This window comes from Pseudomonas sp. 21 (assembly GCF_000955805.1).
In the GTDB taxonomy this organism is placed as follows: Bacteria; Pseudomonadota; Gammaproteobacteria; order Pseudomonadales; family Pseudomonadaceae; genus Pseudomonas.
The window spans coordinates 399,065-419,894 of the sequence record NZ_JYOA01000003.1; the positions used below are offsets into that span (position 1 = coordinate 399,065).

Consider the following 20,830-nt stretch of genomic DNA (forward strand, 5'->3'; position numbering starts at 1 on the left):
GTATGAGAAGGAGGTGCTTCGTGCATTGCACGCAGGTGTTGGAGCTGACCTGTAGGGGCGCCCCATGGGCGCGATCGCNNNNATGGCCCGCTCCTACAGGTTCATTTGGGACATCAGGCCGGGAACAACACCTTCGCCACATCCCCATAGCGCCTGGCGAAATGCACCGTCAGCCCTTCCTTCAGGTACTCCGGCAGTTCCTCGAAGTCCCCGCGGTTGGGCTCGGGCAGGATCAGCTCGAAGAGCTTCTGCCGACGCGCCGCGATGACTTTCTCGCGCACGCCGCCAATCGGCAGGACCTGGCCGGTGAGGGTCAGCTCGCCGGTCATCGCCACGCCCTTCTTCGGCGCCTGGTTGCGCGCCAGGGACAGCAGGGCGCTGGCCATGGTGACGCCGGCGCTGGGGCCGTCCTTGGGCGTGGCGCCTTCCGGCACGTGCACGTGGACGAAGGCCTGGTCGAAGAAGCTCGACTCGCCGCCGTACTTCTTCAGGTTCGAGCTGATGTAGCTGTAGGCGATTTCCGCTGATTCCTTCATCACGTCACCCAGTTGCCCGGTGAGCTTGAAGCCGCGGTTCAGCGTATGGATGCGCGTCGCCTCGATGGGCAGGGTCGCGCCGCCCATGCTGGTCCAGGCCAGGCCGGTAATCACGCCGACACCGGAGAGGACCTGTTCGGTGCGGAACACCGGGGTGCCCAGGTACTCTTCCAGGTCCTTGGCGCCGATCTTCACCACCGAGTCCGGGTCTTCCAGCAGCTTCATCACCGACTTGCGCACCAGCTTGCCGAGTACCTTCTCCAGCTGGCGCACGCCGGCCTCGCGGGCGTAGCCCTCGATCACCGAGCGCAGGGCGGCGTCGTTGATCGACAGGCGACTCTTCGGCACGCCGGCCTTTTCCAGCTGCTTGGGCCACAGGTGACGCTTGGCGATGGCCAGCTTCTCCTCGGCGATGTAGCCGGACAGGCGGATGACTTCCATGCGGTCCAGCAGCGGGCCGGGGATGGAATCCAGGGTGTTGGCGGTGCAGACGAACAGCACCTTGGACAGGTCCAGGCGCAGGTCCAGGTAGTGGTCGAGGAACTCCACGTTCTGCTCCGGATCGAGCGTCTCCAGCAGCGCCGAGGCGGGGTCGCCCTGGTAGCTGCTGCCGAGCTTGTCGATCTCGTCGAGCATGATCACCGGGTTCATCACCTCGACGTCCTTCAGCGCCTGCACCAGCTTGCCGGGCAGGGCGCCGATGTAGGTGCGGCGGTGGCCCTTGATCTCGGCCTCGTCACGCATGCCGCCGACGCTGAAGCGGTAGAACGGCCGCCCCAGGCTCTCGGCGATGGATTTGCCGATGCTGGTCTTGCCCACGCCGGGCGGGCCCACCAGCAGCACGATGGAGCCCGCAATCTCGCCCTTGAAGGTGCCCACCGCGAGGAATTCGAGGATGCGGTCCTTCACGTCCTCCAGCCCGGAGTGGTGCCGGTCGAGGACCTTGCGCGCGTGCTTGAGGTCGAGCTTGTCGACGCCCATCAGGCCCCACGGGACGGAGGTCGCCCAGTCGAGGTAGTTGCGCGTGACGGCGTACTCCGGCGAGCCGGTCTCCAGGATCGACAGCTTGTTCAGTTCTTCGTCGATGCGCTTCTTCGCCTGGTCGGGCAGGGTCTTGCCTTCCAGGCGTGCGCGGAATTCGTCGGAGTCGGCGCTCTTGTCGTCCTTGGTGATGCCCAGTTCCTGCTGGATGATCTTCAACTGTTCCTGCAGGAAGAACTCGCGCTGGCGCTCGCCGATCTTGCGGTTGACCTCGGCGGACAGCTCCTTCTGCAGGCGCGCGACTTCCACTTCCTTGCGCAGCAGCGGCAGCACCTTCTCCATGCGCTTGAGCATCGGCACGGTGTCCAGCACGCCCTGCAGCTCAGACCCCGGCGCGGTGGTGAGCGCGGCGGCGAAGTCGGTCAGCGGCGACGGGTCGTTGGGGTTGAAGCGGTTGAGGTAGTTCTTCAGCTCCTCGCTGTACAGCGGGTTGAGCGGCAGCAGTTCCTTGATCGCGTTGATCAGGGCCATGCCGTAGGCCTTCACCTCGTCACTGGGGTCGCTGGGGGTGTGCGGATATTCCACCTCCACCAGGAAAGGCGGGCGATGGCGCTTGATCCAGCCGCGAATGCGCACGCGCGACAGGCCCTGGGCGACGAACTGCAGCTTGCCGCCCTCGCGGCTGGCGTGGTGCACGCGCACCAGGGTGCCGTGCTCGGGCAGGCTGTCCGGGTCGAAGTGGCGTGGATCTTCCGGCGGGTTCTCCATGAAGAACAGCGCCAGGCTGTGGTGCTCGGTCTTGGCAACCAGCTCCAGCGTCTCGGCCCACGGCTCCTCGTTGACGATCACCGGCAGCACCTGCGCCGGGAAGAACGGGCGGTTGTGGATCGGGATGACGTACACCGTGGTCGGCAGGTTCTGCCCCGGCAACACCAGCCCGGTGTTGCTGACCTCTTCGGCGCTGTGGATATCGTGAATCTCGTCGTGGTCGCTCATGAGGCACCTGACTGATTGAACATGACAGTCTAGATGGGGAAACCGGCTCGGGGTTTCAATCCCATGCTGCTGCAGGATGTGTCTGGAGGATGTTGCGGCCGATTGTTTACGAACGGAGCTTACGAGCGGATTAGCGTCGCGGGCGCAGGAAATCGCTGGGCGGCCGGCCGAACTGGCGGCTGAACATCGCGCTGAAGGCGCTGGGCGTGCTGTAGCCGACTTCCAGCGCCACGTTCAGCACGCTTTCGCCCTGCGCCAGGCGTTCCAGCGCGGCCAGCAGGCGGGCTTGCTGGCGCCATTGGCCGAAGGTCAGCCCGGTTTCGCGGGAGAACCAGCGCTGCACCGTCTTGCTGTCCACGTTCAGTTTCGCCGCCCACTCGGCCAGGCCGGCGTTTTCTCCGGGCTGGCGCTGGATGGTACGGCAAAGCTCACGCAGGCGCGGGTGCGCCGGCAGGGGCAGGTGCAGCGGCAGCATGGGGTCTTCGCGCAGTTCATCCAGCATCAGGCCGAGGACGCGACCATCGCGGGAATCCGGCGTTACTTCGCCACTGATCGACAGCGCCGCCAGGATCAGCTCTCGCAGCAACGGTGAGACCGCCAGCACGCAGCAGTCCGGCGGCAGGTGCGGGGCGCTGCCCGGCTCCACGTAGAGCGTGCGTACCTGCACGTCGCCGACCATGCGCGTCCAGTGCTCCACGCCGGCGGGTATCCACAGGCCACGGTTGTCCGGCACCACCCACTGGCCGCTGGCGCTGCCCACTACCAGCACGCCACGCACGGCGTAGAGCAGTTGCGCGCGGTGATGGCTGTGCGCAGGCACCTGATGGCCATCGGGAAAATCCAGGGCGACAGCGGCCACCGGGCTGGCGGCCCGTTCGTAGCCGTGGTTTTCCACTGGTTGAGGCGGAATGTCCTTTTTACGCATCTGGATGCCTGTTTGTCGTTAGACGACCACTTTCCTCCATCGTTAGGCTGCTGAACAGTCCCCATCTGCTTCGATGATCCCGCCATGACCGACATGTCCCTGATCGCCGAGCAACTGGCTCGTATCGCCAGCCTGCTCGAACAATCCCTGCCGGCGCGCGCCGAGCTGGCGCTGGAAGAGAGCGCTATCGCCCATCTCTGGGAATACCGCCAGGGCCAGCCGCGCCTGACGCCGGTGATCGAGCCGGCGCTGATCGCCTTTGACGACCTGCGCAACGTCGACCGGCAGAAGGCGCTGATCGAACAGAACACCCGCCAGTTCGTCTCCGGTCGCCCGGCCAACAACGTGCTGCTGACCGGCGCCCGCGGGACCGGCAAGAGTTCGCTGGTGAAGGCCTGCCTGCACGCCTTCCACGCCGAGGGATTGCGCCTGATCGAGGTGGACAAGGAACACCTGGCCGACCTGCCGCAGATCATCGACCTGCTGCGCCATCGCCAGGAGCGCTTCATCCTGTTCTGCGACGACCTCTCCTTCGAGGATGGCGAGACCGGCTACAAGGGCCTGAAGACCGTGCTCGACGGCTCGGTGGCCGGGCAATCCGGCAATGTGCTGATCTACGCCACGTCCAACCGCCGCCACCTGCTCGCCGAACGCGCCGAGGACAACCTGTCCTTCCAGCGCAGCGAGAGCGGCGAGTTGCATCCGGGCGAAGCGGTGGAGGAGAAGATCTCGCTCTCCGAGCGCTTCGGCCTGTGGATATCTTTCTATGCCTTCAGCCAGGAGCAGTACCTGGAGGCGGTCGCGCGCTGGCTGGAATACCACGGCCTGGGCGGCGTTGCGCAGGATGAGTGGGAACAGGCGGCGATCCGCTGGGCGACCCATCGCGGGTCGCGGTCCGGGCGGATCGCCGCGCAATTCGCCCGGGATTACGCCGGGCGTCGGCCTTAGCCTTTAGAACGCCACTTTTACCCCCGCCTGGATGCCACGCCCGCCGGCCGGCACGCTGTCGCGCAGGATCGAACTGGCGTAGCGCACGGTCTGGTTGGTCAGGTTCTCGCCCTTGACGAAGGCCAGCCAGCGGCTGTCGCCCAGGTCGAAGCGGTAGCCGAGGCTGGCGCCGAGGGTGGTGTAGCCGTCGGTGCGCAGTTCGTTCTCCGGCACGCGGTTCTGGTCGGCGGCGTATTCCACGTCCACCCGCGCCTGCCACTGCTGCAATTCCCACAGCAGCGCGCTGTTCAGGCGCAGCGGGGCGATGCGGGGCAGCGCTTCGCCGGTGTCCTTGTTCTTCGCGCGGGTGTAGTCGCCGGACAGTTCCAGGTCGAAGCGGCCGTAGGGGCTGTCCAGCAGGTGGATGCGGTCCTGCGCCTCGACGCCGTAGAAGTCGGCCTTCACGCCGCTGTAGAGGTACTCGGGCAGCGCTTCGTCGTCACCGGCATTCACCACCGCACCTTCCTCGTCGCGGTAGCGCCCGCTGGCCAGCAGGCCGATGTAGTTGGAGAAGCGGCTGTAGAACACGCCGACGCTGCCCTTGTGCCGGCCGCTGTCGAAGCGCAGGGCGAGGTCGGTGGAAACGGCTTTTTCCTTGCTCGCGTCGGCGTCGCCCACTTCGTAGGTGCCGGTGGCCGCGTGGGCGCCGTTGGCGTAGAGCTCGTAGAAGGTCGGCGCGCGTTCGGTGTAGGCGAGGGTGCCAGCCAGCGACCAGATCGGCGTCAGCTTGTACACCGCGCCGCTGGACAGGCTGCCAGCGGTGAAGCTGCGTGAGCCGTCGTTCTCGGCGAAGCGCTCGTTGTCCTTGGCATTGGGATCGATGCGCGTGTGCTCGGCGCGGCCGCCCAGGTTCAGCGCCAGGCGCTCGGTGGCCTGCCAGTTCTCCAGGAAGAACAGCGCCGCGCTGTCGGTCTCGGTATGCGGCACGAAGGCTTCTTCGCCCAGCGCGGAGAAGCGGCTGTTGGCGACCTGCGCGCCGACGATGCCTTCCACCGGCCCGATCGGTTTATGCCGGGCCTCGATACGCGCCTCGTAGCCGTCGTTCTTGAAGGTGGTGCCAGTCTCGCCGTCCTCGATTTCCTTGTGCTGGTACTCGGTGTAGGCCGCGTCCAGCTTCACCGAGCTGAAGGGGCCGTCGAGGTCGCGGATTTCCGAGGCGAAGGCATAGCGGTCCTGCTGCATCTTCAGGCGTACGTCGTCTTCGGCGGGCGAGCCGTAATTGCTGTCGTAGCCGCTGTAGGACAGCCCCGCATAGCCGTGATCCCAGTGGTAGCTGCCACCGATGGCGCCGCTGTCCTGGCGGCCGTCGCTGTTGTTCACGCGGTGCTTGGCGTCGTCGCCGTCGCTCTGGCGCTGGCGCGCGGAATGGGCGTAACCGGGGATGCGCAGGTCGTTGAACTCGCGGGAGCCGGCGTCCAGGTGCAGGGCGAAGGTGCCGTCGCCGGCTTCGAGCGCGCCGGCAGCGCTGCGGGTGGTGTCCGAGCCGCCGTAGCGCAGCTCGCCCTGGCCGTGAATGCCGTCCACCGGTTCGCTGGGGATGCGGTTGTCGAAGCTGTTGACCACCCCGCCGATGGCGTTGCCGCCGTAGAGCAGCGCGGCCGGGCCGCGCACGACTTCGATGCGTTCGACCACGTTGGGGTCTTCCGGCACGGCGTGGTCGTAGGACAGCGACGAGGCGTCCAGCGCGCCCACGCCATTGCGCAGCAGGCGGATGCGGTCGCCGTCCATGCCGCGGATCACCGGGCGGCTGGCGCCGGGGCCGAACCAGGTGGAGGACACGCCCGGCGTGCCATTGAGGGTTTCGCCCAGGCTGCCTTTCTGGCGCAGGGTCAGTTCGTCGCCCTGCAGCACGCTGCTGGGCGCCGCGGGGGAAGCATCGCCCAGCGGATTGGCGGTAATCACCTGAGGCTCCAGCTCGGTGGGGGCGGCATCGGCCAGCGAAGGCGCACCGGCGCAGAGGGCGAGGCCCAGCGGTGCGAAACGCCAGCGCGGGCGGGGAAGGGATGGGGGCATGACGAACTCCTGGTTTTTCTTCTGGCAAAGCGAACCCCTCCCTCGTGGTCAGGGATGCGCCAGGCGGCGGGAAGGGGAAGATGGGGAAGTGTTATTTGTTATAACATAACATATCTGTCGGTTAGCAAGACTTTCCTGCTTAGATGATTTCGTGCGTAGCCCGATGGCGAGTTGCGCCGGGTTGCACCTGCTGGCTGGGCAGGTCGATGGAATTTTCGTACCATGCTCAAAATTTGATCAGATCGCGCCATGTTCGATACCCGTCTCGCCACACTGCCCGACCAGGCTGACCAGCACGCCCATGACCATCACCAGCTGGTGATGTCCCTGAGCGGCCGTGCGGAGTTCGAGATAGGCGGTACCGCCGGCGAGGTCTGCCGCATGCGCGCATGCCTGGTGCCAGGGGAGGTGGGGCACGAGTTCGCCGGGCTGGGCGACAACCGGATGCTGATCGTCGATCTGACCGAGGCGGGTGCCGGCGAGCAGGACCGCGAACTGCTGGCGAGGCTGTTCGAAATGCCGCGCTACCCGACGCTGGATGCGGACTTCCAGAACCTGCTCAGCTACGCCGGGGCGGAAATCGCCCGCTACGGCGATGACCCGCTGCTCGCCCGCGCCCTGGGCGGTGTGTTGCTGCGAGCCTTGCACCTGCGGCTGTTCGGCGAAGACCGTGCGCCGCGCAACGGGCCGCTGGACCTGGAGCGGCTGGACGGCTACATCGCCGATCACCTGTCCCGGCGCATCACCGTGGCCGAGCTGGCGCAGGTCGCCTGCCTGAGCCCCAGTCATTTCCACGCACAGTTCAAGGATCGCGTCGGCCTGACGCCGCACCAGTACCTGCTGCGCCAGCGCCTCGACCGCGCCGCGCGCCTGCTGCGGGAAACCGAGCTGCCATTGGTCGGCGTAGCCGGGGAGTGCGGTTTCTCCAGCCAGAGCGCATTGACCACCGCGATGCGTCGTTACCTGGGTTTGACCCCGGGCAGCCTGCGTCGCTCTTGAGTCCGCTAGCCTGCGCCACCCCTGATTGCTGATCGAATGGTCAATTGTCGACCTGCGGGTGCCGGAGTCTTTTGCAAGAACTCCAGAGCTTTCAGCAAGAATTTCGCAGGGTGCAACCCATAGAGTCCGCCCACCGCGTTGCTGGTGTTCCAAGGTGCAACCCGGTCAGACCAAGAACAACAGCCAGCTCGATACGCGGGAGGGGCAGCATGCCCATCACCGGTTCTGTCTTCGCCTGTAGCGCGCCTGCACCTGGCCGCATACACATCCCCACGGCCCGGCCCGCAGCGCCCGCCCGTGGTCTTGCGCCGTCCGCCCTCGGACCAGCGGCGCCTTCCGTCCCGATGCTTTCTGTACAATCCGCGCCCTCGCGCGCCGGCCACTCCCTGCCGCTTCTTCATGCGTGCGTGTGCTCAATTTCAGTCACTGCCGACGAGCCTCGTCGCCAGCCCCGTATTGTGCGGCTGGAGATAACTCGTCGGGAGCAGGACGCCGACTCCGGCGCCTGAAGGATGACCGGGCAACGCCCGGAAAACGGCCCGCACCTCGCCCACCGGCGAAGGCGGGGCGGAAGTCGCCGTGGTGAGACGGCGGCTGCAGGATGACGCCAGCAAGGACGAGGGCGTGCCTGCGTCGGGATGCGTAGCGGTTCGGTGCCTGTTTGGCATCACGCGCAACCCGGTTTGCCTGTGAGCAAGCGCTAACCGGTCGGCGTCAACCACGCCGGCTGCCAGTCAAGGGTCCGCGATACCCCGCGTACCCGGATAAAAACAAGCTGTAGGGGAGTCCCCATGAGCGTCAACACGCCAACACTGATCACCTTCGTGATCTACATCGCGGCCATGGTTCTGATCGGCTTGGCCGCCTATCGTTCGACCAACAATTTCTCCGACTACATCCTCGGTGGCCGCAGCCTCGGCAGCTTCGTCACCGCGCTGTCGGCCGGTGCTTCGGACATGAGCGGCTGGCTGCTGATGGGCCTGCCGGGCGCCATCTACCTGTCGGGCATCTCGGAAAGCTGGATCGCCATCGGCCTGATCTGCGGCGCCTACCTGAACTGGCTGTTCGTCGCCGGTCGCCTGCGCGTGCACACCGAGCACAACGGCAATGCGCTGACCCTGCCGGACTACTTCAGCACCCGCTTCGAGGACAACAGCCGCATCCTGCGGGTGATCTCCGCGCTGGTGATCCTGGTGTTCTTCACCATCTACTGCGCCTCCGGCATCGTCGCCGGCGCCCGCCTGTTCGAAAGCACCTTCGGCATGTCCTACGAGACCGCGCTGTGGGCCGGTGCCGCCGCGACCATCGCCTACACCTTCGTCGGTGGCTTCCTGGCGGTGAGCTGGACCGACACTGTGCAGGCCTCGCTGATGATCTTCGCGCTGATCCTTACCCCGGTGATCGTGCTGTTCGCCACCGGTGGCGTGGAACCGACCTTCGCCGCGATCGAGCTGAAGGACGCCGCCAACTTCGACATGTTCAAGGGCGCGTCCTTCGTCGGCGTGCTGTCGCTGATGGCCTGGGGCCTGGGCTACTTCGGCCAGCCGCACATCCTGGCGCGCTTCATGGCCGCCGATTCGGTGAAGTCGATCCCGGCTGCCCGCCGCATCTCCATGACCTGGATGATCCTCTGCCTGGGCGGCGCCGTCGCCGTGGGCTTCTTCGGCATCGCCTACTTCCAGGCGCACCCGGAGCAGGCTGGCGCAGTCGGCGAGAACCACGAGCGCATCTTCATCGAACTGGCGAAGATCCTGTTCAATCCGTGGATCGCCGGCGTGCTGCTGTCCGCCATCCTCGCCGCGGTAATGAGCACCCTGAGCTGCCAGCTGCTGGTGTGCTCCTCGGCGCTGACTGAAGACTTCTACAAGGCCTTCCTGCGCAAGAACGCCAGCCAGCTCGAGCTGGTGTGGGTCGGTCGCGCCATGGTGCTGCTGGTGGCGCTGGTGTCCATCGCCCTGGCCGCCAACCCGGAAAACCGCGTCCTGGGCCTGGTGTCCTACGCCTGGGCCGGCTTCGGCGCTGCCTTCGGTCCGCTGGTGCTGTTCTCCGTGCTGTGGAAGGGCATGACCCGCAACGGCGCGCTGGCCGGCATCATCGTCGGTGCGGTCACCGTGATCGTCTGGAAGCAGTTCGGCTGGCTCGGCCTGTACGAGATCATCCCGGGCTTCATCCTCTCCAGCATTTCCATCGTGGTGTTCAGCCTGATCGGCTCGGCACCGTCGAAGGCGATGATCCAGCGCTTCGAGGAAGCCGAGGCGGAATACGCCGAGGCCACTCAGCCGGCAGGCACTCCGGTGACCAGCCGCTGATCCTGAGCTGAATGAAAAAGGCCGCGTTCCCGGAAGGGACGCGGCCTTTTTTGTGGCATCAGGTTTGGCTTTTCTGTAGGAGCGAGCTTGCTCGCGACCCCCCTTGATGCCGTGGGTGTCGGGCAGGTTCGCGAGCAAGCTCGCTCCTACAGGTCATGGCTCCGTGCTGACCTGTAGGAGCGGACTCCGTCCGCGATGCTCCCGGCGCGATGCGAACCTATCGCGGACGGAGTCCGCTCCCACGCTAGTCGGTGAGTCCGGCGTATGGCGATCAATGCGAAGCGTGCCCGCCACTCATCGCCGCCGCATACCGCCAGCAGGCGAACAGGCACAGTGCCAGGCCGACCACTGCCAGCGCGCCGCCGACGTAGCCGATCCACTCCAGCCCCATGCCCACCGCCACGCGGCTGCCCAGCAGCGCACCGCCGCCGATGCCGACGTTGTACAGGCCGGAGAACATCGCCATGGCCACGTCGGTGGCGTCGTGGGCCAGTTGCAGGACCTTGGCCTGCAGCGCCAGGCCGAAGCAGAGGATCGCCGCGCCCCAGAACAGGCTCAGGCCCAGCAGCGCCGTGGGCGAATGGGAAAGCGGCATCAGCAGCAGGAGCGAGCCGCCGAGCACGGCGATGGCCATGCACGGGAAGGCGCGCGGGAAGCGCTCGCTGTAGCGGCTGAAGAGGATCGAGCCGAACATCCCGGCGCCGCCGAACAGCAGCAGGAGCAGCGTGGTCTTCTGGCTGTCCAGCGCGGCGATCTCCCGCGCGAACGGTTCGATGTAGCTGTAGGCGGTGAATTGCGCGGTGATCACCAGCACGGTGAGCACGTACATCGACACCAGCGCCGGGCGGCGCAGCAGCAGTGGCAGGCTGCGCAGCGAACCGGAGTTCTGGCTCGGCAGCTGCGGCAGCGCGCGGGCCAGCCAGAGCACCACGACCACCGAGACGCCGGCAATCGCCAGGAAGGTGGTGCGCCAGCCCATCGCTTCACCCAGCACGCGGCCCAGCGGGATGCCCAGCACCATCGCCAGGATGGTCCCGGTGGCCAGCAGACCGAGGGCTTTCGCCTGCTGGCCGGGGGGCGCCACGCGCACTGCGAGCGAGGCGGTGATCGACCAGAACACCGCGTGGGCGAAGGCGATGCCGAAGCGGCTGATCATCAGCACCGTGAAGTTCCAGGCAAAGCCGGAGAGCACGTGGCTGACGATGAACAGGCAGAAGATCACCACCAGCAGGCGGCGTCGCTCCATGTTGCGGGTCAGCTGCATCAGCGGCAGCGAGGCCAGCGACACCACCCAGGCGTAGAGCGTGAGCATCAGGCCGGTCTGTTCCGGGCGCATGTCGAAGCTGCGGCCGATGTCGCTGAGCAGGCCCACCGGGACGAACTCGGTGGTGTTGAAAATGAAGGCGGCGATGGCCAGGGCGATGACGTTCAGCCAGCTGCCGGTGCGGGTGTCTTGCGCGGTTGTCATGGGAATCCTGAGGTGAAGTGGGGCTCAGGCCGTGCCTTGGGATCACGCAGGGGCGTGTCGCGGGCAAAGAAGAATTGTTGTTGCGGCGGGGTGCAATTCTAACCACGCATCCCGGTCCGCGCACGGCAAAGGGGCGCCTGCGCGGGCGCAGCGGCAGGCTCAGGCGGCGTTGTCGATCAGCGGATCAGCCGCCTGCGCCGCTTCCTCGGCCAGCCAGTCGAGGAAGGCGCGCACTGGCGGATGGCGCTCGCGGCCGGGGACGCAGAGCGCGGTGTAGCGGGCACCGGGCACGTTGATGTCCGGGCGGTAGGGCACCAGCAGGCCCTTCTCCACGCTCTCCGACACCAGCAGCGAACTGGCCAGCACCAGCCCTTGGCCGGCGATGGCCGCCTGCAGGGCGTAGAACTCCTCCTCGTACTCGCGCTGTACCGCCTGGGTCAGCAGGCATTCCTCACCGGCTGCCGCGCACCAGGCCTTCCAGCCGCGCTCGTAGAGCTCGGAGTTGTACCAGCGCACGCTGATCATCTCCGGCACGTCCACGTCGGCGGTCGCCACCAGCGCCGGCGCGCCATACACGGCGAAGCGTTCGGCCAGAAGGAACTGGCTGTGCATGCGCGGGTACTCGCCGAAACCGTAGCGGATCGCCAGGTCGACGCTGGCGTCCTGCTGCAGGTCGAGCAGTTCGCACTGGCTGTCCAGGCGCAGGCGAATGTGCGGATGGCGCGCATAGAAGCGCCCCAGGCGCGGCACCAGCCAGAGCGCTGCGAACGCGGGGGTGGTGGAGATCGTCAGGCTGCTGGCATTGCGCTGCGGACGCAGGCTGTCCACGGACTGCGAGACCTCCAGCAGCGCGCCGTGCAGGCTGCGGAATAACCGCTCGCCGGCCTCGGTCAGGCGCACCTGGCGTGGCAGGCGCTCGAACAGCGGCAGGCCCAGCCATTCCTCCAGCGCGCGGACCTGGTGGGATACCGCCGTGGGCGTCACCGCCAGTTCCTCGGCGGCGGCCTTGAAGCTCAGCTGGCGCGCGGCGGATTCGAAGGTGCGCAGGGCGGGAAGCGGCAGGTTGGCGAACATCGAACGCTCCATGGATGAGTTGAACTCATCTGAGTGCGATTTCCCTCAGTTGTCCGGGAGACCGCCGGAAAATACCTTGGATGGCAAGCAGAGTGGCAATCCAGTGTACCGGATGAATCACCTGGAACAAGTCGAACCGAAGGAGCTATAGATGAGCCGTATTCTTGCCATTCACGCCAGTCCGCGTGCCGAGCGTTCCCACTCCCGTCGCCTGGCCGAGGGTTTTCTTGCCGCGCTGCCGTCCACAGGCATTACTCACCGCGAAGTGGGCCGAGCCAATCTGCCCCACGTCAGCGAAGGCTTCATCGCCGCTGCCTTCCATCCGCAGCGCGAGCATCGTCCGGCCGAACTTCAGGCGGAGCTGACGTTGAGCGATGAGTTGGTGGACGAGTTGCTTGCCCACGACCTGCTGGTGATCTCCACGCCCATGTACAACTTCAGCGTGCCCAGCGGCCTGAAGGCCTGGGTCGACCAGATCGTCCGTATCGGCCGCACCTTCGACCTGCACATCAAGGACGGCGAGGCCGAATACGAGCCGCTGCTCAAGGGCCGCAAGGCGCTGATCATCACCAGCCGCGGTGGCGCCGGCATGGGGCCGGGCGGTGAGCTGGAGTGGATGAACCATGCCGACGCCTGGCTGCGCGTGGCGCTGGGGTTCCTCGGCATCGAGGACGTACAGGTGATCGCCGCCGAGGGCGAGGAGGGCAATCCCGAGGCCTTCCGCGCGTCCTATCAACAGGCTGAACAAGCCCTGGCCGACCTCGCCGAGAGCGAGTGGGCGCGTGCGTGATGGCCTGGGCGATGCTGATGGTGGCGGCGGTGTTCGAGGTGATGTTCGCGGTGTCGATGAAGTACGCCGAGGGCTTTACCCGGCCGCTGCCCACCGTGGTAACGGTATTGGCGGTGATCGGTGGGATCTTCTTCCTCACCCTGGCGATGCGCCAGTTGCCGGTGAGCATCGCCTACCCGATCTGGACCGCCATCGGCACCCTGGGCACGGTGTTCTTCGGCTTCCTGCTGCTGGGCGAGGCGCTGACCCTGACCAAGCTGGCGTCGGTCGCCCTGATCATCGCCGGCGTGGCCGGGCTGCGGGCCTGATGCTAAGGTGCCGCGCATTCTCCGCACGACGACACCGACCATGACCGACAAACCGAAGAACCCGCTTCACGGCGTCACCCTGGAAGCCATCCTCAACCAGCTGGTGGCGCAGTACGGCTGGGACGGGCTGGCCAAGCGCATCGACGTGCGCTGCTTCAAGAATGACCCGAGCATCAAGTCCAGCCTGACCTTCCTGCGCCGTACGCCGTGGGCGCGGGAGCAGGTCGAGGCGCTGTACGTGAAGAGCGTGCAGGGCAAGTGAGGTTGGGTTGTCGTAGGAGCGGACTCCGTCCGCGATAGGCCCGCATCGCGCCGGAAACCATCGCGGACGGAGTCCGCTCCTACGCCCCTGCAGCCCTTGGCGCTCAGCGCCAACTCACCCGCAGGTTATCCAGCCGCTCCTGGCATCCGGTGCTGATCCCCGGCTCCAGGTAGCCGGTCAGCAGCGGCGCCATGCCCTTGAGCACCTGTACTGGCAGCGCCGAGGTGAACTTGAAACCATCCGACTCGCTGCCGGCCACGTAGGCGGTGAGCGTGCCGAAGTGGCGCGGGCCGATGTAGAAGACGAAGGTCGCCGTGCGGTTCATCGCCTTTGAACTCCTCACCCAGCCGCTGCGGGTGACGCTCTCGATGCGGTTGTCGCCGGTGCCGGTCTTGCCGCCCATCACCAGCGCATTGCCATCGGCCAGCTTGAAGGTGCCGGACAGGCGCCGCGCGGTGCCTGCATCCACTACCTGCGATAGCGCGGTGCGCAGTGCCTGGGCGACCTCCGAGCGCATCACCTGGCGGCCATTGCCCGATTCCGGGCCAAGGGTGACTTCATAGGGCGTGGCCGCGGCGAAGTGCAGGCTGTCGATGCGCAGAGTTGGCAGGCGCACGCCATCGTTGAGGATGATCCCCATCAGCTCCGCCAGCGCCGCCGGGCGGTCGCCCGAACTGCCCAGCGCGGTGGCCAGCGACGGCACCAGGTGGTCGAACGGATAGCCCAGGCGCTTCCACTGTTCATGCAGGTCGAGGAAGGCTTCCACCTCCAGCATGATGCGGATGCGCTTGTCGCGGGCGTACTTGTGCCGCGACTTGAACAGCCAGCCGTAGACTTCCTTGCGCTCGGCGCTGCTGGCGGCGACGGCGTCGGCGAAGGTCGCTGCCGGCTGGCGTTGCAGGTAGCCCAGCAGCCAGAGTTCCAGCGGGTGCACGCGGGCGACGTAGCCCTGGTCGTTGAGGTTGAAGGCCCCCGGCCCGTAGCGCGTGTAGAGGTCTTCGATGCGCTTGTCGGTGAGCTTGTCGCCGGCGTACTTGCCCTGCTTCAGGCGATCCTGCAGGAAGGCGGCAAAGGTCGGAACATCCGCCTGCGGCTGCAGGTAACGGTGGATCGCCGCCAGCCGCACCGGCCAGGCGCGCAGGCCATCGAGGAAGGTATTCAGGCGGTCGTCGTTGTCCTTGCCCTTGTACTTCTGCCAGAAGCGCAGCAGGTAGACCTGGCTTTCCTTGTCGACGAAGCGGTCGAGGTAGTCCTGCCGGCGCGGGTCCTTGTCGTCGGCCAGCACGGCGACTTTGCTGCCCTCGTTGGCGTAGATGTCGTGGCGCACCAGGTCGCGCAGCAGGCGCACGAAGGGCAGGTTGATCGACTCGCGCAGGGCGTCCTGCAGGGTCGGGATGCGGCCGTTGTCTTCCTTGCGGAAGTTGCTGAAGGTGTGGATGCCTCCGCCGGTGAAGAAGCTCTCGTAGGGGCTGGCGGAGTACTTGCGCTGCAGGGCGGCGGCGAGCATGTCCGGCAGGTCGCGGTCCTTGGCGGTGATCAGGTAGTCGATGGACCAGCGGGTAAGGAAGTCCAGCGGCTCCACCGGCACCTTCTTCAGCTCCGCGACGCTCATCGGCGCGTACAGCTGGTGCAGGTCTGCGATGGTTTCCAGGTAGGTGGCGAGCACCCGCAGCTTGGCGGTGGAGCCCAGCTCCAGCTTGCTGCCCTCGTTGATGTCGAAGGGCTGCTCGGTGCTGTCGGTCTGCACGCGCACGCGGTTGCCGCTGGGGGTGCGCTCGAACAGGGTGAAGCTGTAGCGCACGTCCCTGGTCTTGTCCTTGGACAGCAGGTGCTCGCCGAACAGGCCGATCTGCTCGGCGAATTCCGGGTCGGACAGACGCCGCAGGTAACCGGTGACCTGCTCCTGCAGCTCATGCTGCAGCGTGGTGGTGAAGCTCATGTCGAAGCGGTCGAGGTCGTACAGCGGCACGTCGAGCATGCCGGCCAGGCGGGTGCGGGCGAGGCCGATGCCCTTGTTGTTCTCCAGCGGGGTGAAGCTCGGCTCGCTGCGCGGATCGCGGAATACCAGTTTCTGCTTGAGCGCGGCGTCTCGCAGCTCGGGGGCGACCACGTTGTTCTGCGCCAGCAGGCGCAGGTAGCTGTCAGTCAGCACGGCGAGCTGGTCACGGCCGCGCGCCAGGTACCAGGACGGCCGACGGTGGGCAATCATCAGCGACACCACCTGGCGCAGCGCCTTGCCCTGGGCGGCCAGTTCGGCGCCGGAGCCGGGCGGGGTGTTGAGCAGCTTGTTGACCTGCTGGTAGTCGGCGCCGTACCAGATCCACAGGCCGTCCGGCAGGCCGCTGACTTCGCCGTAGCCGGGCTGCGCCGAGAGCGGCACCGAATTGAGATAAGTGAGGGCGACGTTGCGCCGTGCGGCCATGTTTTCCGCACCGTTCTGGTAGGTGCGCACGCTGGCCGAAGCCATCTGCCGCAGCTTGTCGGTGATGGAGTTGGTGCGGCCATCCTCGGAGTGGCGGTACTTCTCGATCTGCGTGGCCAGGGTGCTGCCGCCGGGGGCGTGGTTGCCCAGCCCGACCAGCTTGCCCACCTGCGCCACGGAGGCCTGGGTGAAGCGGCTCCAGTCGATGGCCGGGTTCAGGTAGGGGCGGTCGGGGTCGAGCAGGTCGCGGTTCTCGATGTACAGCAGGCTGTTGACGATGGCCGGCGAGATACTTTCGAAGTTGGCGTAGAGCCGCTGCGGGTAGCGGAAGTTGTAGATCGGCAGACCACGGCAGTCGGCGATGTCGACGCCGGCCTGGGCCTTCTCCGGGTAGGGCGGGAACATCCCGTGGCCGGTGTACTGCATCAGCGGATCGGAGAAGCGCGCCTGGCTCAGGGTGACGAAATTGCGCTCGTGCAGGCGGCCGAGGAAGCTCGGCAGTTGCTGGTAACCCAGGCGCCGGTCGAAGGGGCCGCCCTGGGGATAGACCACGTCGCCGGTGCCGCCCTGTTCCAGGCTCCAGGTCAGCCCGGTGGCGTAGCGTGCCAGTTCGCGTGCCTGCAGCTTGGAGGTGCGTGCTTCATAGAGCAGCGCCGCGCCCATGGCAGCCAGCAATGGCAGGAGAAAAAGGAAGAGGATGAGGAAGCGGTGGTGATGCACTTTCTGTGGGGAAAGGCCGGGCCCCAGACTTCCCGGTTGACCTGCCACTTGCGTACCGGAATGCTTCGAGTTGCCCATCTTCACGCCCCGCCCATGCTTGCACGACAGCCCAGGTAGCGGACTCCGCCCACGTGATGGCCGGCACCTTCCTGGTGCCGCGAAAGCCGCAACCCCCGCGGCTTTCCTAACCTCCAGCGTAGTCGGCGGCAAAAAAACTGCGCACCGGCTGGCGCCGTTCATGGCCGTGCGGATTGATTTGCCGACGGCCAGCAGGTGGAATGTACTGACTTCGACAGGAACCCTTACCGATGCGTTCGCCTTTTCTGCCTTGTAGCCTGCCCCGTGTTCTGTCTCTGGCCGTTCTGCTGCTGGCGTCCTTGAGCGCCCAGGCCGCGCCGATGCCGTTCTATCGCTGGCAGAGCAAGCTCGATGGCGCCTATACCTGCCAGCAGACGTCGCCGGGCAGTGGCTGGCAGAAGGTCGGCGGACCGTTCAGTGATGCCGGGTGCCGCAAGGCGTTGCCGCAGACGCCGCCGCCCAAGGGGTTGGCGGTTCCCAAGGTGCTGAAGGGGCAATAGTTCGCTATCCCTGTAGGAGCGCGCCCCGCGCGCGATCGCGGGCATGGCCCGCTCCTACAGGGCGGCAAGCGGTTGGCGTTTCGTAGGAGCGGATTCATCCGCGATGGCTTCACCCCACGCACGGAGTTCGTCATGACCGACCACGACGCCCGAATCCGCCAGAGCTGGCAGGCCAACGCCGATGCCTGGACGCGTGCAGTGCGCGAGCAGCGCATCGAGAGCCGGCGGCTGGTGACTGACGCGGTGATCCTCGGCGCCATCGCCGATGGCCCGGCGCGGCGCGTGCTCGATATCGGCTGCGGCGAAGGCTGGTTGTGTCGCGCACTGGCGGAGCGGGGCAGCGAATGCGTCGGTGTGGATGCCTCGGCACCCCTGATCGATTCGGCGCAGGCTGCAGGTGGCGGGCGCTTCGAGGTGATGGATTACGCGGCGTTGATCGAGTCCGGCAGCAGCCTGGGCCAGTTCGACGTGCTGGTGTGCAACTTCGCGCTGCTCGACGAGTACATCGCGCCCTTGCTGGGCGCATTGCGCGAGCGGCTCAGCCCCGGCGGGCGGCTGCTGATCCAGACCGTTCACCCCTGGGCTGCCTGCGCTGACGAGCCCTATGCGGACGGCTGGCGGCTGGAAACCTTCGCCGCCTTCGGGGGGGAGTTCAGCTCGCCGATGCCCTGGTTCTTCCGCACCCTGGAGTCCTGGCTGGCACTGCTGAACGCCAGCGGCTGGCGTTTGCGGCAACTGCGCGAGCCGCGTCATCCGGACACCGGCCAGCCTTGCTCGCTGCTGCTGGAATTGCAGCCGCTGGGGAGCTGAACCGCTCTAGACCGGCCCTGGCCAGGAACGCGGATGTGGCGATACGCCGCTATTCCTTTGGTCACATTGCACCTTGGTGGTGCAGACGTTTCCCACACACTTGTGTAACACTCGCCCGCGACCTCAGCCGTGGTCCTCCCGCAATGCCCACGTCCGCTTCACAAGAGCGGGCAGCCTCTTCCGGTGTGCCGTCCTGGAACTGCCAGACACTTCTCCCTCCGTGCCGCCCGGCGCGGTGGCGAAGCCTTTCCGGTGGTTCCGCACCCTGACTGCACTCAGAGTCCGCAGCTGATTACTCCCAAGAACAAAATGAGGTTGCATCACCATGTCGTCCCACGATCTCCAAAGGGATCTCAACGAGCGGCACATCCGTCTCATGGCCCTGGGCGCCTGCATCGGCGTCGGCCTGTTCCTCGGCTCCGCCAAGGCCATCCAGATGGCCGGCCCGGCCATCATGCTCTCCTACATCATCGGCGGTCTCGCCATCCTGGTGATCATGCGCGCCCTCGGCGAGATGGCCGTGCACAATCCCGTGGCCGGCTCCTTCGCCCGCTATGCCCAGGACTACCTCGGCCCGCTGGCCGGCTACCTGACCGGCTGGAACTACTGGTTCCTCTGGCTGGTGACCTGCGTCGCGGAGATCACCGCGGTGGCCATCTACATGGGCATCTGGTTCCCCGACGTGCCGCGCTGGATCTGGGCGCTGGCCGCGCTGGCGAGCATGGGCACCATCAACCTCATCGCCGTGCGCGCGTTCGGTGAGTTCGAGTTCTGGTTCGCCCTGATCAAGATCGTCACCATCGTCGCCATGATCCTGGCCGGCGCCGGCATGATCTTCTTCGGCCTGGGCAACGGCGGCATCGCCACCGGTATCTCCAACCTCTGGAGCAACGGCGGCTTCATGCCCCACGGCATCACCGGCGTGCTGATGTCGCTGCAGATGGTGATGTTCGCCTACCTGGGCGTGGAGATGATCGGCCTTACCGCCGGTGAAGCGAAGAACCCGCAGAAGACCATTCCGGGCGCGATCAACTCGGTGTTCTGGCGCATCCTGCTGTTCTACGTCGGCGCCCTGTTCGTGATCATGTCGATCTACCCGTGGAACGAGATCGGCACCCAGGGCAGCCCCTTCGTGATGACCTTCGAGCGCATGGGCATCAAGACCGCCGCCGGCATCATCAACTTCGTGGTGATCACCGCCGCGCTGTCGTCCTGCAACGGCGGCATCTTCAGCACCGGCCGCATGCTCTACAGCCTCGCCCAGCATGGCCAGGCCCCGGCCGTGTTCGCCAAGACCTCCAGGGGCGGCGTGCCGCGCAATGCGCTGCTGCTGTCGATCTTCGCGCTGCTGCTGGGCGTGCTGCTGAACTACCTGGTGCCCGAGAAGGTGTTCACCTGGGTGACCTCCATCGCCACCTTCGGTGCGATCTGGACCTGGGCGATGATCCTGCTGGCGCAGCTGAAGTTCCGCCGCGGCCTCTCCGCCGCCGAAGCCGGCAAGCTGCAGTTCAAGATGTGGCTTTATCCGCTCAGCTCCTACCTCGCCATGGCCTTCCTGGTGCTGGTGGTGGTGCTGATGGCGTTCTTCGAGGACACCCGCATCGCTCTGTACATCGGCCCGGCGTTCCTGGTGTTGCTGACGGTGCTGTACTTTGCGCTCAACCTTGCTCCCAAGGAGCAGGGCAGTGTCGCCAGCCGTGTCTGATGTGCGGTTGAACGATTGAAAAAAAGGGCCTCTTCGGAGGCCCTTTTCTTTTGCCTGGTGATTACGCCGCGGGCAGGCTGCCGGCCATGCGGGTCAGGCTGCGATCGAGTTCGGTGATTTCCAGTTGCAGGCCGATGGGGCGTTGTTCGATGAGTTCGGCGAGGGTCTGCTGTGCGGTGGCGAACAGGGTGTCGACGATGCGCTGGCGTAATTCCTCGGGGCGGCCGGGGGCGATGCGGATCTGGATGTTGATGAAGGCTTCGTCCTGGGTGTTGGCGCCGACGTGGAACTGGTCGATGGCGCGGGCGAAGGTGCGCAGGCCGTTGCTGGGGAACACGCCCAGGCCTTGTGCCGCTTCATGGAGTTTTTTAGGCAGTTCCAGAGGCAGCAGGTCGTCGGTGAGGTTGGCGGTGTAGTCGATGGCGATGTGGGGCATGAGTTTTGTCCGGGGCGCAGGTGGAGCCATCGTAGAGCGACCTGTTTCCTCGGGACATACGGGTGATTACTTAGTTGGAGTTGGGTGTTTCTGCGCCGCTTCGGTGTGTTCGGATGGTTCGTGTTTCGCCTCTCGGCGAGTTCCTTTTGGCAAACGTCGGATAGCCGCCCTCCCAAAAGGAACCAAAAGGTCTTGCCCCTGCCATCCGGTTTTTCGCTTGGGCGAAAAATTCCCTCGTTGAAGCGCAGTTTCAGGGGCCCGAACTAGGCGTCCCCCCACGAAGGGCCATCCCTGGCCCATTGTGGCTCTCGCGGCATCCATGCCGCTCAACCCCTGAAACTGTGCTTCAACGAGGCCTCCTGAAAGGGGCATTCCGGAGCGTGCGGCTGTCACTCTGGAAATCCTTTAGAGCCAGAGCCAAAACGGGGCGCGTGGCTTTCCTGTAGGAGCGAGCTTGCTCGCGAACCGATTGGCACTGAGGCTTCCCTGTCGGAGCGGGCCATGCCCGCGA

General features: G+C 66.2%; 16 protein-coding genes. 9 read left to right on the forward strand and 7 right to left on the reverse strand.

Going from position 1 to position 20,830, the window contains the following annotated elements; genetic code table 11:
- Nucleotides 1-113 precede the first annotated feature (113 nt).
- The gene (lon, locus tag UB43_RS07385) at nt 114-2,513 is read right to left on the reverse strand and encodes an endopeptidase La (protein WP_045209782.1); all 2,400 of its coding nucleotides are present in this window, start codon (nt 2,511-2,513) and stop codon (nt 114-116) included.
- Between the two features lie 130 nt (nt 2,514-2,643).
- Complete coding sequence (locus UB43_RS07390) at nt 2,644-3,438, reverse strand: helix-turn-helix domain-containing protein (protein WP_045209783.1); 795 nt, start codon at nt 3,436-3,438, stop codon at nt 2,644-2,646.
- 84 nt (nt 3,439-3,522) lie between these two features.
- Here UB43_RS07390 and UB43_RS07395 point away from each other — a divergent pair, with 84 nt between their 5' ends.
- A complete protein-coding gene (locus UB43_RS07395; protein WP_045209784.1) occupies nt 3,523-4,386 on the forward strand; it encodes an ATP-binding protein in 864 nt (287 codons plus the stop codon).
- Between the two features lie 3 nt (nt 4,387-4,389).
- Here UB43_RS07395 and UB43_RS07400 read toward each other — a convergent pair whose 3' ends face one another.
- A complete protein-coding gene (locus tag UB43_RS07400; RefSeq protein WP_045209785.1) occupies nt 4,390-6,438 on the reverse strand; it encodes a TonB-dependent receptor in 2,049 nt (682 codons plus the stop codon).
- A gap of 249 nt (nt 6,439-6,687) precedes the next feature.
- Between UB43_RS07400 and UB43_RS07405 the strand changes: the two genes are divergently transcribed.
- Together UB43_RS07405 and putP are read left to right on the forward strand one after the other, a co-directional pair.
- The gene (locus tag UB43_RS07405; RefSeq protein WP_045209786.1) at nt 6,688-7,437 is read left to right on the forward strand and encodes an AraC family transcriptional regulator; all 750 of its coding nucleotides are present in this window, start codon (nt 6,688-6,690) and stop codon (nt 7,435-7,437) included.
- Nucleotides 7,438-8,228: 791 nt separating this feature from the next.
- Nucleotides 8,229-9,746: a sodium/proline symporter PutP gene (gene putP / locus UB43_RS07410; RefSeq protein ID WP_045209787.1), complete on the forward strand. Its 1,518-nt coding sequence runs from the start codon at nt 8,229-8,231 to the stop codon at nt 9,744-9,746.
- 271 nt (nt 9,747-10,017) lie between these two features.
- Here the strand turns inward: putP and UB43_RS07415 are convergent, their stop codons facing one another.
- Both UB43_RS07415 and UB43_RS07420 read right to left on the reverse strand, forming a co-directional pair.
- Nucleotides 10,018-11,214: a sugar transporter gene (locus tag UB43_RS07415; RefSeq protein ID WP_045209788.1), complete on the reverse strand. Its 1,197-nt coding sequence runs from the start codon at nt 11,212-11,214 to the stop codon at nt 10,018-10,020.
- A 159-nt stretch (nt 11,215-11,373) separates the two neighbouring features.
- Nucleotides 11,374-12,288, reverse strand: coding sequence for a LysR substrate-binding domain-containing protein (locus tag UB43_RS07420; protein ID WP_045209789.1), 915 nt, complete (start codon nt 12,286-12,288; stop codon nt 11,374-11,376).
- 151 nt (nt 12,289-12,439) lie between these two features.
- Here UB43_RS07420 and UB43_RS07425 point away from each other — a divergent pair, with 151 nt between their 5' ends.
- The 3 genes from UB43_RS07425 to UB43_RS07435 are packed head-to-tail and all read left to right on the forward strand — an operon-like array spanning nt 12,440 to nt 13,648.
- The gene (locus UB43_RS07425; protein ID WP_045209790.1) at nt 12,440-13,078 is read left to right on the forward strand and encodes an FMN-dependent NADH-azoreductase; all 639 of its coding nucleotides are present in this window, start codon (nt 12,440-12,442) and stop codon (nt 13,076-13,078) included.
- The gene (locus tag UB43_RS07430; RefSeq protein ID WP_024765558.1) at nt 13,078-13,386 is read left to right on the forward strand and encodes a multidrug efflux SMR transporter; all 309 of its coding nucleotides are present in this window, start codon (nt 13,078-13,080) and stop codon (nt 13,384-13,386) included. The genes UB43_RS07425 and UB43_RS07430 overlap by 1 nt, the downstream gene beginning before the upstream one ends.
- A 40-nt stretch (nt 13,387-13,426) precedes the next feature.
- Nucleotides 13,427-13,648: a VF530 family DNA-binding protein gene (locus UB43_RS07435; RefSeq protein WP_045209791.1), complete on the forward strand. Its 222-nt coding sequence runs from the start codon at nt 13,427-13,429 to the stop codon at nt 13,646-13,648.
- A 103-nt stretch (nt 13,649-13,751) separates the two neighbouring features.
- Here UB43_RS07435 and UB43_RS07440 read toward each other — a convergent pair whose 3' ends face one another.
- Nucleotides 13,752-16,868, reverse strand: a complete 3,117-nt coding sequence (locus UB43_RS07440; protein ID WP_082085799.1) for a transglycosylase domain-containing protein — start codon at nt 16,866-16,868, stop codon at nt 13,752-13,754.
- A gap of 230 nt (nt 16,869-17,098) precedes the next feature.
- Between UB43_RS07440 and UB43_RS07445 the strand changes: the two genes are divergently transcribed.
- From UB43_RS07445 to UB43_RS07455, 3 genes are all read left to right on the forward strand, one after another.
- On the forward strand, nt 17,099-17,368 hold the full coding sequence (locus UB43_RS07445; protein WP_177329779.1) for a hypothetical protein: 270 nt from the start codon (nt 17,099-17,101) through the stop codon (nt 17,366-17,368).
- A 132-nt stretch (nt 17,369-17,500) separates the two neighbouring features.
- The gene (locus tag UB43_RS07450; RefSeq protein ID WP_045209792.1) at nt 17,501-18,178 is read left to right on the forward strand and encodes a bifunctional 2-polyprenyl-6-hydroxyphenol methylase/3-demethylubiquinol 3-O-methyltransferase UbiG; all 678 of its coding nucleotides are present in this window, start codon (nt 17,501-17,503) and stop codon (nt 18,176-18,178) included.
- Between the two features lie 325 nt (nt 18,179-18,503).
- The gene (locus UB43_RS07455; protein ID WP_045209793.1) at nt 18,504-19,883 is read left to right on the forward strand and encodes an amino acid permease; all 1,380 of its coding nucleotides are present in this window, start codon (nt 18,504-18,506) and stop codon (nt 19,881-19,883) included.
- A 61-nt stretch (nt 19,884-19,944) separates the two neighbouring features.
- Here the strand turns inward: UB43_RS07455 and UB43_RS28800 are convergent, their stop codons facing one another.
- Nucleotides 19,945-20,319, reverse strand: coding sequence for a 5-carboxymethyl-2-hydroxymuconate Delta-isomerase (locus UB43_RS28800; protein ID WP_052969516.1), 375 nt, complete (start codon nt 20,317-20,319; stop codon nt 19,945-19,947).
- Between the last annotated feature and the right edge of the window lie 511 nt (nt 20,320-20,830).

What these genes read in the sequence shown, in the direction of transcription:
- UB43_RS07430 (WP_024765558.1), top strand. Translation starts at nt 13,078, where the DNA reads ATGGCCTGGGCGATGCTGATGGTGGCGGCGGTGTTCGAGGTGATGTTC.
- UB43_RS07455 (WP_045209793.1), top strand. Translation starts at nt 18,504, where the DNA reads ATGTCGTCCCACGATCTCCAAAGGGATCTCAACGAGCGGCACATCCGT.
- UB43_RS07390 (WP_045209783.1), bottom strand. Translation starts at nt 3,438, where the DNA reads ATGCGTAAAAAGGACATTCCGCCTCAACCAGTGGAAAACCACGGCTAC.
- UB43_RS07435 (WP_045209791.1), top strand. Translation starts at nt 13,427, where the DNA reads ATGACCGACAAACCGAAGAACCCGCTTCACGGCGTCACCCTGGAAGCC.
- putP (WP_045209787.1), top strand. Translation starts at nt 8,229, where the DNA reads ATGAGCGTCAACACGCCAACACTGATCACCTTCGTGATCTACATCGCG.
- lon (WP_045209782.1), bottom strand. Translation starts at nt 2,513, where the DNA reads ATGAGCGACCACGACGAGATTCACGATATCCACAGCGCCGAAGAGGTC.
- UB43_RS07420 (WP_045209789.1), bottom strand. Translation starts at nt 12,288, where the DNA reads ATGTTCGCCAACCTGCCGCTTCCCGCCCTGCGCACCTTCGAATCCGCC.
- UB43_RS07425 (WP_045209790.1), top strand. Translation starts at nt 12,440, where the DNA reads ATGAGCCGTATTCTTGCCATTCACGCCAGTCCGCGTGCCGAGCGTTCC.
- UB43_RS28800 (WP_052969516.1), bottom strand. Translation starts at nt 20,319, where the DNA reads ATGCCCCACATCGCCATCGACTACACCGCCAACCTCACCGACGACCTG.
- UB43_RS07445 (WP_177329779.1), top strand. Translation starts at nt 17,099, where the DNA reads ATGCGTTCGCCTTTTCTGCCTTGTAGCCTGCCCCGTGTTCTGTCTCTG.
- UB43_RS07450 (WP_045209792.1), top strand. Translation starts at nt 17,501, where the DNA reads ATGACCGACCACGACGCCCGAATCCGCCAGAGCTGGCAGGCCAACGCC.
- UB43_RS07415 (WP_045209788.1), bottom strand. Translation starts at nt 11,214, where the DNA reads ATGACAACCGCGCAAGACACCCGCACCGGCAGCTGGCTGAACGTCATC.
- UB43_RS07400 (WP_045209785.1), bottom strand. Translation starts at nt 6,438, where the DNA reads ATGCCCCCATCCCTTCCCCGCCCGCGCTGGCGTTTCGCACCGCTGGGC.
- UB43_RS07440 (WP_082085799.1), bottom strand. Translation starts at nt 16,868, where the DNA reads ATGGGCAACTCGAAGCATTCCGGTACGCAAGTGGCAGGTCAACCGGGA.
- UB43_RS07395 (WP_045209784.1), top strand. Translation starts at nt 3,523, where the DNA reads ATGACCGACATGTCCCTGATCGCCGAGCAACTGGCTCGTATCGCCAGC.
- UB43_RS07405 (WP_045209786.1), top strand. Translation starts at nt 6,688, where the DNA reads ATGTTCGATACCCGTCTCGCCACACTGCCCGACCAGGCTGACCAGCAC.